The 12,590-nt window shown below is 68.5% G+C and carries 12 protein-coding genes; 8 read left to right on the forward strand and 4 right to left on the reverse strand.

Annotated features, from left to right (window positions below):
• Positions 1-159 precede the first annotated feature (159 nt).
• From trpC to HVO_RS08500, 6 genes are all read left to right on the forward strand, one after another.
• Complete coding sequence (gene trpC / locus HVO_RS08475) at positions 160-915, forward strand: indole-3-glycerol phosphate synthase (RefSeq protein WP_013035355.1); 756 nt, start codon at positions 160-162, stop codon at positions 913-915.
• Positions 912-2,180 (forward strand): tryptophan synthase subunit beta, encoded by a 1,269-nt coding sequence (gene trpB / locus HVO_RS08480; protein ID WP_004044149.1) that lies wholly within the window; start codon positions 912-914, stop codon positions 2,178-2,180. The genes trpC and trpB overlap by 4 nt, the downstream gene beginning before the upstream one ends.
• Complete coding sequence (trpA, locus tag HVO_RS08485; RefSeq protein ID WP_004044148.1) at positions 2,180-3,013, forward strand: tryptophan synthase subunit alpha; 834 nt, start codon at positions 2,180-2,182, stop codon at positions 3,011-3,013. Before trpB ends, trpA begins: the two co-directional genes overlap by 1 nt.
• 24 nt (positions 3,014-3,037) lie before the next feature.
• Positions 3,038-3,838 carry a 2-amino-3,7-dideoxy-D-threo-hept-6-ulosonate synthase gene (locus HVO_RS08490; RefSeq protein ID WP_004044146.1) on the forward strand — a complete coding sequence of 267 codons (801 nt, stop codon included), beginning with the start codon at positions 3,038-3,040 and terminating at the stop codon, positions 3,836-3,838.
• Positions 3,839-3,930: 92 nt separating this feature from the next.
• The gene (locus HVO_RS08495; protein ID WP_004044145.1) at positions 3,931-4,344 is read left to right on the forward strand and encodes a methylated-DNA--[protein]-cysteine S-methyltransferase; all 414 of its coding nucleotides are present in this window, start codon (positions 3,931-3,933) and stop codon (positions 4,342-4,344) included.
• A 750-nt stretch (positions 4,345-5,094) separates the two neighbouring features.
• Positions 5,095-6,273, forward strand: a complete 1,179-nt coding sequence (locus HVO_RS08500) for a 3-dehydroquinate synthase II (protein WP_004044144.1) — start codon at positions 5,095-5,097, stop codon at positions 6,271-6,273.
• A 69-nt stretch (positions 6,274-6,342) separates the two neighbouring features.
• Here the strand turns inward: HVO_RS08500 and HVO_RS08505 are convergent, their stop codons facing one another.
• The 3 genes from HVO_RS08505 to HVO_RS08515 all read right to left on the reverse strand — a co-directional run bounded on the left by HVO_RS08505 (position 6,343) and on the right by HVO_RS08515 (position 9,019).
• Positions 6,343-6,738, reverse strand: a complete 396-nt coding sequence (locus HVO_RS08505) for a DUF7575 domain-containing protein (RefSeq protein ID WP_004044143.1) — start codon at positions 6,736-6,738, stop codon at positions 6,343-6,345.
• Between the two features lie 115 nt (positions 6,739-6,853).
• Positions 6,854-7,948, reverse strand: coding sequence for a DNA-methyltransferase (locus tag HVO_RS08510; RefSeq protein ID WP_004044142.1), 1,095 nt, complete (start codon positions 7,946-7,948; stop codon positions 6,854-6,856).
• Between the two features lie 63 nt (positions 7,949-8,011).
• Positions 8,012-9,019: a transcription initiation factor IIB gene (locus HVO_RS08515; RefSeq protein ID WP_004044141.1), complete on the reverse strand. Its 1,008-nt coding sequence runs from the start codon at positions 9,017-9,019 to the stop codon at positions 8,012-8,014.
• Positions 9,020-9,294: 275 nt separating this feature from the next.
• Between HVO_RS08515 and HVO_RS08520 the strand changes: the two genes are divergently transcribed.
• Both HVO_RS08520 and yjjX read left to right on the forward strand, forming a co-directional pair.
• A complete protein-coding gene (locus HVO_RS08520) occupies positions 9,295-10,101 on the forward strand; it encodes a helical backbone metal receptor (protein WP_004044140.1) in 807 nt (268 codons plus the stop codon).
• 20 nt (positions 10,102-10,121) lie between these two features.
• The gene (gene yjjX / locus HVO_RS08525) at positions 10,122-10,643 is read left to right on the forward strand and encodes an inosine/xanthosine triphosphatase (RefSeq protein ID WP_004044139.1); all 522 of its coding nucleotides are present in this window, start codon (positions 10,122-10,124) and stop codon (positions 10,641-10,643) included.
• Between the two features lie 24 nt (positions 10,644-10,667).
• On the opposite strand, the gene aglD is transcribed toward yjjX, so the two are convergent.
• Positions 10,668-12,542 (reverse strand): flippase domain-containing glycosyltransferase AglD, encoded by a 1,875-nt coding sequence (gene aglD, locus HVO_RS08530; RefSeq protein WP_004044138.1) that lies wholly within the window; start codon positions 12,540-12,542, stop codon positions 10,668-10,670.
• Positions 12,543-12,590 lie beyond the last annotated feature (48 nt).

Consider the following 12,590-nt stretch of genomic DNA (forward strand, 5'->3'; position numbering starts at 1 on the left):
CGCTTGACCCTTCCGGCGACGGCGTGCGGTTGGGGTGACTGCGCTCGGTTCGGGTGGCCGATACCTCGCCGTGCGCTCTCGCCCGCGCGCACGCGAGAGACGGTGAGTGTCCCCGCCGACGTAAGCCTTATGTACAGATACGTGCGTTAGTGTACATCAATGAACGCTAGTGGAGACGAATTAGCTCCCGACGTGCGCGCCATCTTGGAGGCCGCGCGGGAGCGACCCGGCGGGGAGACGCGCGTGTCGGTCGACGCGCGGTCGTTCCCCGAGGCCGTGGCCGAGACGGAGGCCGCGGGTCGGGTCCCCGTCATCGCCGAGGTGAAGCCCACGAGTCCGACGACCGAGGGCGTCCGCGAGGACGACCCGGTCGAACTGGCCCGCGAGATGGTCGCCGGCGGCGCGACGGCGCTGTCGGTCCTCACCGAACCCGAGCACTTCGGAGGCTCCGCCGAGTCGCTGCGGCGCATCCGCGAGGCCGTCGACGTGCCCGTGCTCCGCAAGGACTTCATCATGAACGAGGCCCAACTGGATGTCGTCCAGTCCGACCTCGTGCTCCTCATCGCGCGGTTCGTCGGCGAGGACCTCCCGGCCCTCGTCGAGGCGGCCCGCGACCGCGGCTTCCAGCCGCTCGTGGAGGTCCATACGCGCGAGGAACTCACGGCGGCGCTCGCGGCCGGTGCCGACATCGTCGGCATCAACAACCGCGACCTCGGGAAGCTGGAAGTCGACCTCGGCACGTTCGAGGAACTCGCGCCCGAAGCGCCCGAGGACGTGCTTCTCGTGGCCGAAAGCGGCGTGCAGACGGTCGACGACGCGCGGCGGATGCGCGAGGCCGGTGCCGACGCCCTCCTCGTCGGGACCGCCATCATGGACGGCGACGTGCGACAGAACACGGAGACACTCACACAATGAGCGCAGACGGCAAATTCGGCGACTACGGCGGACAGTACGTTCCCGAGGCACTCATGCCGGCCATCGAGGAACTGACCGACGCGTACGAGCGGTACGTCCTCGACAACGAAGACGGCTTCATGGACGACTTCCGCGCGCGACTGCGGGACTTCGGCGGGCGACCGACGCCCCTCCAGCGCGCGGACCGACTCTCGGAGCGCTACGACCGCGAGGTCTACCTCAAGCGCGAGGACCTCCTCCACGGCGGCGCGCACAAGCTCAACAACGCGCTCGGGCAGGTCTTACTGGCGAAGTACATGGGCAAAGAGCGCATCATCGCCGAGACCGGCGCGGGCCAGCACGGCACCGCCACGGCGATGGCCTGCGCGCACCTCGATATGCCCTGCGAGATTTACATGGGCGAGCGCGACATCAACCGCCAGCGCCCCAACGTCTTCCGGATGAAGCTCAACGGCTCCGAGGTGAACCCCGTCACCGTCGGCCGCGGCACGCTCAAGGAGGCCATCTCCGAGACGATGCGCGACTGGGCGACCAACGTCGAGGACACCCACTACGTCATCGGCTCCGTCGTCGGCCCGCACCCGTTCCCGAGCATGGTTCGGGACTTCCAGTCGGTCATCTCCGAGGAGGCCCGCACGCAGGCCAGAGAGAAACTCGGCCGGCTCCCCGACGCCGTCGTCGCCTGCGCGGGCGGCGGCTCGAACACGATGGGCGCGTTCGCCGAGTTCGTCGACGACGAGGAGACCGCGCTCTACGCCGTCGAGGCCGGCGGCTCGACGCTCGAAGTGGACGAGGAAGCCGGCGTCGCGCCCAACTCGGCGTCGCTCACGACCGGGTCGGAGGGCATTCTCCACGGCGCGCGCACCCGGCTCTTGCAGGACCGCGACGGCCAGATTATGGAGTCGCACTCGGTGTCGTCCGGCCTCGACTACGCCGGCGTCGGCCCCGAACTCGCACACCTCGTGGACACCGGCCGCGTCACCGCCGTCAACGTCGACGACGACGCGGCGCTGACCGCGTTCCACCGGCTCTCGCAGATGGAGGGCATCATCCCCGCCCTGGAGTCGGCCCACGCGTTCGGCTACCTCGAATCGGTCGTCGGTCCCGACGCGCCCGACGCCGAGAACGCGGACGACCTCGGCGAGTACGTCGTGGTCAACGTTTCCGGTCGCGGCGACAAAGACCTCGAATCGGCCATCGAGGAGACCTACGAGCGCGACATCGATATCGCGCCGAACATGGACGAGTTCACGGGGGGCCTGTGATGTCGCTCGAAGACGCCTTCTCCGACGGCCCGGCGTTCGTCCCCTATCTTGCCGCCGGCGACCCCGACTACGAGTCCTCGCTCGAATACGTCGAGGCGCTCGAACGCGGCGGCGCGGACGTCATCGAACTCGGACTTCCGTTCTCGGAGCCCATCGCCGAGGGGCCGACCATCCAGAACGCGGTTGTTCGGTCGCTCGAAGGCGGCATGACGCCGACGCGCTTTTTCGAGTTCGTCGAGGACCTCGACGTGTCGGTGCCGCTGGTCTGTATGACCTACTACAACCTCATCTATCGCTACGGCGATGAACCCGGACCGCGGCCGTTCGTCGAGAAGGCGGCGGAAGTCGGTATCGAGGGCTTCGTCGTCCCCGACCTGCCGGCCGAGGAGGCCGGCCCGCTCCGCGAGGCCTGCGACGAGTTCGGCCTCGACCTCGTGTTCATCGTCGCGCCGACGACCCGCGGCGAGCGCCTCGACCGAATCATGGAACAGGTCTCGGGCTACGTCTACGTGCAGGCGCGCCTCGGCACGACGGGCGCGCAGTCGAGCGTCTCCGACCAGACCGACTCGTCGCTCGAACGACTCACCGACTACGACGTGCCCAAGGCGGTCGGCTTCGGAATCAGCGACGGCGACCACGCCGAGCGCATCGTCGCCAGCGGTGCCGACGGCATCATCGTCGGCAGCGCGCTCGTCGACATCGTCGCCGAGGGCCACGAGAACGGCGACGACGCCGAAACGGTCGCGGACCGACTCGAAACGCTCGCCCGCGAACTCGAAGACGGTGCGGTAGCGGGCGCGTCGCAACGCCCACCGCATCCGGAACGCACATAACTGCTCTGCCACCCTTTCTCATACATGAACACAGACGTCGGACTCTCCGCACGACTCGACCGCATTTCCACAGACGGGCGATACCTCATCGTCCCGATGGACCACGGCATCACCCTCGGCCCGGTCACGGGCCTCGTCGATATCGAATCCACTATCGACGGCATCACGCGCGGCGGCGCTGACGCCGTCCTCACGCACAAGGGGACCGCGCCGCGCGTCCACCCGAACAAAAACGGCAAAGGCTACATCGTCCACGTAAACGGCTCGACGGACATCGGCCCGGACGAAAACGACAAGCGACTCACCGGATCCGTCGAAGACGCCCTCCGCGTCGGTGCCGACGCCGTCTCCTTCCATATCAACGTCGGCTCGGACTACGAACCCGACCAGATGACGCAGCTCGCTGACCTCTGTTCTCGTGCCGCCGACTTCAGCGTGCCCGTTCTCGCAATGTCCTACGCCCGCGGCCCCGGCATCGACGAACAGGACCCCGAGGCGCTCGCCCACGCCGTCCGCCTCGCCGAGGAGGTCGGTGCCGACGTGGTGAAGACGGCATACAGCGGCGACGCGGAGTCCTTCGGTCGCGTCGTCGAGGCCACGCGCCTGCCGGTCGTCATCGCCGGCGGCAGTCGCGGCACCGACCGCGAGACGGTGGAGATGGTCCGCGGCACGATGGACGCCGGCGCGGCCGGCGTCTCCATGGGTCGGTCCATCTTCCAGCACGAGAACCCCGAGGCCATCACCCGCGCCGTCAGCGCCGTCATCCACGACGACGCAGATGTGGACACCGCGCTCGAACGCGCCGGGCTCGGCATCGAGGCGTAACGCGACTCGCGATTCGCGGCGTTCCGACGGGGTTCTGTTTTCCCGACACCGCTGGCCTACAACTAGATACCCGCCGAGCGCGAACGCTACCCATGCGCGTCACCATGTGGGGGTTCGCGGTCGAGGTAGACGACCGACGTATCGACTGTGCTGCCGACTCGCTCCGAAACCAACTCGTCGAGTACGAACGCGGGGAGCGCCGCGAGTTCGACGTGGACGTGCGATTTCCCGACTCCTTTACCGGCGACGTGATGCGCGTGATGGCGTCGATTCCGTACGGCGAGACCCGAACGTACGGCGAGGTTGCGGCCGAACTCGACAGCCACGCGGTCGCCGTCGGACAGGCCTGTGGACGGAACCCGGTCCCGCTCGTCGTCCCGTGCCACCGCGTCGTCGGCGCGGGCTCTCTCGGCGGCTTCTCCGCGGCCGGCGGCGTCGACCTGAAGCGCGCGCTTCTCGACCGCGAGCGCGGCGCGGTCCAGACGGGGCTGGACCGATTTGACTGATTTCATATCGCCGTACTCGGTTTATTGACTGTCGAACCGGCCGGGCGCTGTCGTGGTCGGTGTGGTGCGAGCGCCGTGCGCGCACCCAAGAATCGGTTTCTCCAGGTTCTGACGCGTCGTTCGCGGAACCGCGTTCGTGACTCGACGGTCGTTATCTGTCCGGTCGTTGCCAACTTCGCCGACAGCGTGAGACAGGACTCCATATTCGATTCCGACCGCGTCTATCGTCTTCCAGCCTCGAACCCTGGCGTTCCGCATCATGGACGGGTTCCACGCGGTCGATTCCAGCGACCCTCTCGACCCGGTGGGCAGCGTGGACGAATCACCTCCGTTTCGGCCTCGAACGTCGGCGGTTGGGATTCGATGTAGTCGCTGTGTTCTATGTTCGGCACTGACGAACTCGGTGACTGACACACCGGTGACGACGCGCTCACGTTCACGCGCGACCTGCTGTCTTTCGAGGTTGCAGGCACACTGACCCGAGTCGGGACGACCAAACCGCCGACTCGGTGGGAGTTGAGAGTAACTGAGTGAGGCGAGTCGCCGCTCCCGCTTGACTCGCGTCGGCGGTTGGAATCGTCGTCCGACCGTCGACTCTGCCCTGAATTCACTCTAATAAATCGTATGGCGCGATATAGAATTCAGGTGGGGCGCTCAAGCGTCCCGGCCCGTCGCTGTCCGTTCGCTATCCGCTCGCCGTCCGTTGGTTCATTCGCCACGTTCAAGCCCGCCCACCGAGTGAAGTCGATAATGACACGAAGCGTCTGGCTCAAAGCCGACGACGCGGTCGGCGACTGGGAGACGCGGAAGCGACGCATCACGGCCGGACTGGAAGCCGGCGTCGACTGGGTCCTCGTCGACGAGGCCGACGTCGAGCGGATGCGCGAACTCGGCGATGTCAACATCGCCGCGTTCCGGACCGACGCAGACGTCCACGTGATGGAAGCAGAGGAAGACGACGGAGAGCCCGCGGCGCTCGCCGACGCCTACATCGTCGGCAAGGACGGCGAGGGCGACGCGACCGTCGAACTCCCCTCGGACTTCTCCGGGTCTGCCGACCTGACGACGCTCCGCCGCGGCGACGACCTCGCAAACGGCTCGTACGTTCGCATCCTGAGCAAAGACTACGAGGCGTTCGCCGAGGAGGCCGCCCGCGACGGCGATTACACCATCGTCATCGGCGAGGACTGGACCATCATCCCGCTGGAGAACCTCATCGCCCGCATCGGCGAGGAGACCGACCTCATCGCTGGCGTCACGACCGCCGAGGAGGCCAAAACCGCCTTCGAGACGCTCGAACTCGGCTCCGACGGCGTCCTCCTCGACAGCGACGACCCCGACGAGATTCGAAAGACCGTCGAGGTCCGCGACGAGGCCGAACGCGAGTCGCTCGACCTCGTCTGGGCCGAGGTCACAGAGGTCGAACGCACGGGCATGGCCGACCGCGTCTGCGTCGATACGGGCACGATTATGGACCACGACGAGGGGATGCTCGTCGGTTCGATGGCCCGCGGCCTGTTCTTCGTCCACGCCGAGACGGCGAAGTCTCCGTACGTCGCGTCTCGGCCGTTTAGAGTCAACGCCGGCGCGGTCCACGCCTACGCGCGGACCCCCGACGGCGGCACGGTCTACCTCTCCGAACTCGAAAGCGGCGACGAGGTACAGCTCATCGACACGAACGGCAGCACCCGCGAGGCCATCGTCGGGCGCGTAAAAATCGAAAAGCGGCCGATGTTTCGCATCTCCGCGGACTACGAGGGCGACCGCGTCACGACGCTCCTCCAGAACGCCGAGACAATCAAGGTCCACACCCGCGAGGGTCGGACCGCGGTCACCGACCTCGAACCCGGCGACGAGATGCTCATCTACTACGAAGACACGGCGCGCCACTTCGGTGAGGCTGTCGAAGAGAGCATCATCGAGAAGTAACGGACGGAACGCGTTTTTTCGGACTCGAACGCAGCGTCGCGCGCAGCGGCGGGCGTTCGTCGACGTTCTCTATCCTTCGACCGTGTACCATTCGAGCTCCGTCGCACACCACGGACAGAAGTCGAGGTTCCGGTCGAGTTCCCCGCCGCAGACCGGGCAGGCCGGCTCGCCGTTCGCGTTGCGGCCGCGCGGGCGGCTTCCGACGCGGTAGGCGTCGAGCGCGCTCAGAAACAGCAGTCCGAGAACGGGGAACAGCACCTCTCTGGGAAGCGAGTCCACCGTCACGGTCGCCGGGTCGGTGAACGTCGAGAGCAACACCAGTCCCGCGCCGACGACGAAGGTGAACCACGCAATTGCGCGTCGCCACTCGCGGAGGTAGACGTGGCCCGCCCCGGCGATTCCGAGCGAGGCACCAACCACGCCGACGAGGGCGGCGACGAACGCGCGACGACGAGCATCGGGCATCGTTCGTTGGCGTCGTCGTCCGCGCTCTTAAACGTCTGGATTGTCGGACAGTCAGCAACTCACTACCGAATCCCGCCGATGGCGTCTGAAACTCTCGAATTCGAGTTGTTCGACCTCAGTCGGTCGTCGTCGCGTCTTCCGAGAGTTCGGAGCGCTCCGACGCCGCGGCCGCCTCGGTCCCGTCGAACGGCTCGTGTTCGACGGCGAACTCGCGGTTCGCGCCGTCGGCCGACGCCTCGACCGACGACACTCGGTACAGACGGATGCGGCGCTCCTGTTTCGTCACGACCGGGAAGTCGTAGTGTTCGGCGTCGTGACTGGGGGGCTCGTCGCGGCCGGCGACGAACTCGCGGTGGGCGTCGAGTCGGCGTTCGACCTCCGCGTGCGAGCGTTCCGGGAGGTCGTCGAGTCGGCGTTCGAACCCCAAGACGAGGTCGGCGTCGAGGTCGTAGCCGACGGAGTCCCGGCCGGCGAGCATGGCCGCGAGCGTCGTGGTCCCGGTGCCGACGAAGGGGTCGAAGACGGTGTCGCCGTAGACCGAGTACATCCGAATCAGGCGCAGCGGCAGTTCGACGGGAAACGCCGCCGAGCGCTCTCTGGCCCCCGAATCGAGGCGCTGGTCGGTCCCGCTGAACTCCCAGAGGTCGGAGAACCAGCGGTTGCGCTCCTCCCAGAAGAAGGCGCTCTCGTAGCGCCGGTCGTCGCCCGGAGGGAACGACCGCGGGTCGCCCTTCCGAACCACCAGCACGTACTCGTGTTCGAGGGTGACGTAGGCGTTCGTCGGGAGCGTCCCCGAACCCATGAACTTCGTCAGGCGGTTCGTCGGCTTCCGCCAGACGGCGTCCGGAAGCGGCGTCAGTCCGCGCTCGCCGAGCGCCGTGAGCACGCGGGCGTGGTTGGGGTACTGGCGAAACGACCCGTCGAGGCTCCGAGTCGCGTCACCGACGTTCACGCAGGCGACCCCGCCGGGCGCGAGCACGCGGGCCACCTCGTCCCAGACGGCGTCGAGCTGTTCGTGCATCGCCTCGAACGCGGCGTCGCCGTCGCCCGCGTCGAGCGCCGCGTCGACGGCGTCGTCGCGCGCCGAAAAGAGGTCGTCCCACATCTCTATCATGGGGTAGGGTGGCGACGTGACGACGAGGTTCACGCTCTCGTCGGCGAGTCCGGTGTCGGCGGCGTCGCCCACCGTGAGGGCGTGCGTCGTGCGCATCGTACGGACGTATTTCCCCCGAAACAAAACCCTTCGCCTCGGCGCGGGGGTCCGACTCGGTCCTCAGACGAGGCCGAGGTTCTCCTCGGCTTCGAGGAGTTCGTGGTAGCGGTTGCGGATGGTGACCTCGGAGATGTCGGCCACGTCGCTGACGGCGGCCTGCGTCGTCTTCTCGTTGGTGAGGAGGGCGGCGGCGTAGACGGCGGCGGCGGCGAGGCCGACCGGCGACTTACCCGAGTGGACGCCCTTCTCCTTGGCGTTCTTCAGGAGTTGGCGCGCGCGCATCTTCGACTCGTCGGAGAGGCCGAGCTCGCTGGCGAACCGCGGGACGTACTGCTCGGGGTCGGCGGGCTTGACTTCGAGCGAGAGTTCGCGGGCGATGTAGCGATAGGTGCGGGCGACCTCGCTCTTCTCGACGCGCGAGACCTCCGCGATTTCGTCGAGCGAGCGCGGGACGCCGGCCATGCGGGCGGCGGCGTAGGTACACGACGTGGCGACGCCCTCGATGGAGCGACCGGGCAGCAGGTCGTCGTCGAGCGCGCGGCGGTAGATGACCGAGGCGGTCTCGCGGACGTTCTCGGGGAGGCCGAGCGCCGAGGCCATGCGGTCGATTTCGCCGAGCGCCTGCTTGAGGTTGCGCTCCTTGGAGTCGCGGGTGCGGAACCGCTCGTTCCACTTGCGGAGCCGCTGCATCTTCTGGCGCTGGCGCGCGCCCAGCGAGTTCCCGTACGCGTCGCGGTCGCGCCAGTCGATGTTGGTCGACAGCCCCTTGTCGTGCATCGTGTTGGTCGTCGGCGCGCCGACGCGGGACTTCTCGTCTTTCTCGCGGGCGTCGAACGCGCGCCACTCGGGGCCGCGGTCGACGGAGTCGGCGGTCACGACGAGGCCGCAGTCGTTACAGACGGTCTCGCCGTGTTCGTCGTCGGTGACGACGTGACCGCCGCACTCGGGGCACTGAAGCGTGTCGCCCTTCGTCTCTTCCTGTTCGGTCTCGGCCTCCTGTCGGCCGTTCTGCGTGTTTCGTTCCTGCTCCTGTGCGCCGGGGTTTCGGGTCCAGATTCGTTCACTCATGGATACGACGGCGGGTGCTCCGGGAATGGGTGGTTAGAGGCGGCTAGAACCCGGATGCTGTCCGTAACACCAGCAACCGCAGACGACCGCATAAATGGTTTGGTATCGCTTTCGGCAGCGGCGGCGTTCACCCGTGCGAGGCTATCACACGAGTGATTGAGGTTCGTGAGGGATTCGAGACCTCGCCGGCGACTCATCGGTGACGCTCCGCCGGCGTCCCGGCGGCCGACGACGCGACACATACTTTTCACGAAGGTGCGTTGCTACGACTACACATGGCCGCGACCCCCCGCGTCGTCTCGCTCGCGCCGAGCGCGACAGCGATTCTCACCGCCGCCGGTCTCGACGCCCACGTCGTCGGGGCGACCGTTCACTCGTCGACCGACAAGCCGGTCGTCGGCGGCTGGCTGAACCCCGATTTCGACCGGGTCGACGACCTCGACGCCGACGCCGTCTGCACCTGCGACGACCTCCAGTCGGACGTCGCGACGGCGGCCCGCGACCGCGGCTACGACGTGGTTCACGTCGCGCCCGCGACGCTCGACGAGGTGCTCGACTCGTTTCCCGTCGTCTGCGACGCCGCGGGCGACGCCGGTGCGGGGGCGGCGCTCGCCGACGACTGCCGCGACCACCTCGCCCGCGTCGCCGACGCGGTCGCCGGCCGCGACCGCCCGGCCGTCTACTGCGAGGAGTGGGCCGACCCGCCGATGGCCGCGGGCAACTGGGTTCCCGACCTCGTCCGCGTCGCCGGCGGTACCGCTCCGCTCGTCGCGCCCGGTGAGCGGTCCGCCGAAGTCGACCCCGAGACCGTCGCGGCCGCCGACCCCGACCACGTGATTCTCCATCCCTGCGGAAAAGGCGAGCGCGGCGACCCCGAGGCGTTCGACGCTCGCGGGTGGAATCTCGACGCCGCGGTCCACGCCGTCGACGACTCGCTTCTCAATCAGCCGAGTCCCGCCGTCGTCTCGGGCGTCGACCGCCTCGCGCGGCTGTTGCACCCCGACGCCGACCTCCCCGAGCCGTGGGCGGCCGCGTCCGAGACTGCGACCGCGACCCCGACCGAATCCGACGAAGGGAAATAACCGGGCGACGCGCTTCCGACATGGACATCGCGGTGGGAAGCGGCAACCCGGTGAAGCGGCGCGCGGTCGAACGAACCTGCCCCGACGCCTCCGTGGCGGCGGTCGTCGTCGACTCGGGCGTCTCCGAACAGCCGACGGGCCACGACGAGACCATCGCGGGCGCGGTCACCCGCGCGGAACGAGCCCTCGGCGCGGGCGACTACGACTTCGGCGTCGGCATCGAGGGCGGCGTGGCGGCCTTCTCGGCCGGCGACGGCACAGACGAGACCGACCTGTACCTCGTGATGTGGGCGGCCGTGACCGACGGCGAGCGCGTCGGTCGCGCGGCGGGACCGAGCCTCGCGCTCCCCGCCCGCATCGCGGACCGCATCGACGCGGGCGAGGAACTCGGCCCGGTGATGGACGACGTGCTCGGCACCGACGATATCGCGAAAAACGAGGGCGCGGCGGGCGTGTTCACCGGCGGCCGCCTCACTCGCACCGACGCGCTCGAATCGGCCGTGACGGGCGCGTTCGCGCCGTTCCGGTGTGAACTGTACTGAGTCGGACTGAGCCGACTGCGCACGTCACTTCGAGTCAGCGAGTTCGTGTTCGCGGTCGCGCACCTCGGCGCTCTCTTCGACCGCGGTCGTCAGCGAGACGTTGAGCGACAGCATCGAGCCGACGCCGCCGACGATGGTGACGGCGTTTTTCACCGCGTGGTCGAGGACCGCGGCGGCGAGCGCGGCGGCGGGCGTGACCGGCGCGAGCGCGGCCATGAACACCGTGAAGGCGATTTCGTAGAGGCCGACGCCGCCGGGCGAGAGCGGAAGCACCTTCGCGAGGTTGCCGACGCTCACGGCGAAAAACGAGACGCCGACGAGCACGACGGGGTCGATGTCGACGCCGAGCGCGAGCAGGACGACGACCGCGGTCACCACGTCGACGGTCCAGATGGCGAGGCTCGTCAGACCGACGCGGCCGAAGGCGGCGCGGTTGCCGGCGACCGCCTGCAAGTCGGAGACGAACTGCTCGATGACGCCCGCGACGAGTTCGACGTAGGAGTCAGACGAGAACCGGCCGACGAACGCCCGGACGACGTTCCGGTCCGCGCGGGCCGACAGCGCGATGCCGAGGACGCCGAGGATGGCGACGACGCCGACGCCGGTGGCGACGTAGGCGGCGGTGCGCACGTCGTCGGCCGACACGTCGACCGAGCCGCCGCTCACGCCGGTCGCGAGCACGGTGGCGATGTCGTCGAGGCCGCCGGTCGCCGCGAGGCCGACGAGGACGACGCCCGCGAGCCCCGCGATGGTGAGCAGGTCGAAGACGCGCTCGACCGCCAGCGACGCGAAGCCCGAGGGGTACGGGATGTTCCGGCGCGCCTTCACGACGTAGGCGCGCACGGCGTCGCCCGCGCGGGCGGGGAACACGAGGTTCCCGGTCTGACTGATGAATATCGCCCCCGTGAGGAAGCCCGCCTTCTCGCGGTAGCCGAGTTCGCGGAGGATCTCGCGGTAGCGAATCCCCCGGAGCGGCCACGAGACGACGTAGATAACCGCGGCGGCCGCGACGAGCGCGGGGTCGGCGTCGCCGAGCACCGAGATGACCTCCGAGGGGTCGATGTACAGCGTCATCAGCGCGAGCGCGAGGACGGTCAAAAGCAGGCCGGCGACGATGGTCACCCGGCGGGTGATGCGGGGCCGGACCGTGAGCTGCCACCACGTCCGGAGGATCTGGCTTCCCATCCCGAGGATGTCGCGGACGAGGTCGACTTTCGTGTCGCCTTTCGGCTCCCAGTCGACGGGGAACTCGGCGACCCGAAAGCCCGCGCGCTGGGCGCGGACGAGCATCTCCGTGTCCCAAAACCAGTGGTTGTCCTCTACGTCGTCGCGGAGCGCCTCGAACGCCTCGCGGCTGAACGCCTTGAAGCCGCACTGGTGGTCGCGGAGGTCCGAGCGGAGAAACAGGCGGACGAGGCCGTTGTATGCGCGACTCGGCACGCCGCGTTTCCGCGGACGGTCGGCGACGCGGTCGGGCATCCAGCGCGACCCGGTCGCGGCGTCGTACTCGCCGGAGCGGACGCGCTCGACCAGCTCTTCGAGGTGTCGCATGTCCGTGGCGAGGTCCGTGTCGAAGTAGACGAGCGTGTCGCCGCGTGCGGCCTCGAAGGCGCGTTCGAGCGCGCCGCCGCGACCGAGGCGGTCGTCGCTGTGGTAGTGGCGAATCCGGTCGTCCTCGGCGGCCAACCGGTCGGCTATCTCCGGCGTCTCGTCGTCGCAGCCGTCTTCGGCCACGATGACTTCGAAGGCGTCGGCGGGGAGGAACGATTCGAGCGTCTCGACGGTGACGCGGACCGTGTTCTCGATGGTCCGCGCCTCGTTGTAGGCGGGGAGGACAACGCTCACTTCGACGCCGGCCGCGGTTGCGGCGGCCGGGCGTCGTTCTGTCGGGCGACCCATTGTCGTCGTATGGCCGCTATCCGCGTATGAATTTTCTGTCTTGGAGTC

This window comes from Haloferax volcanii DS2, from assembly GCF_000025685.1.
GTDB lineage: Archaea > Halobacteriota > Halobacteria > Halobacteriales > Haloferacaceae > Haloferax > Haloferax volcanii.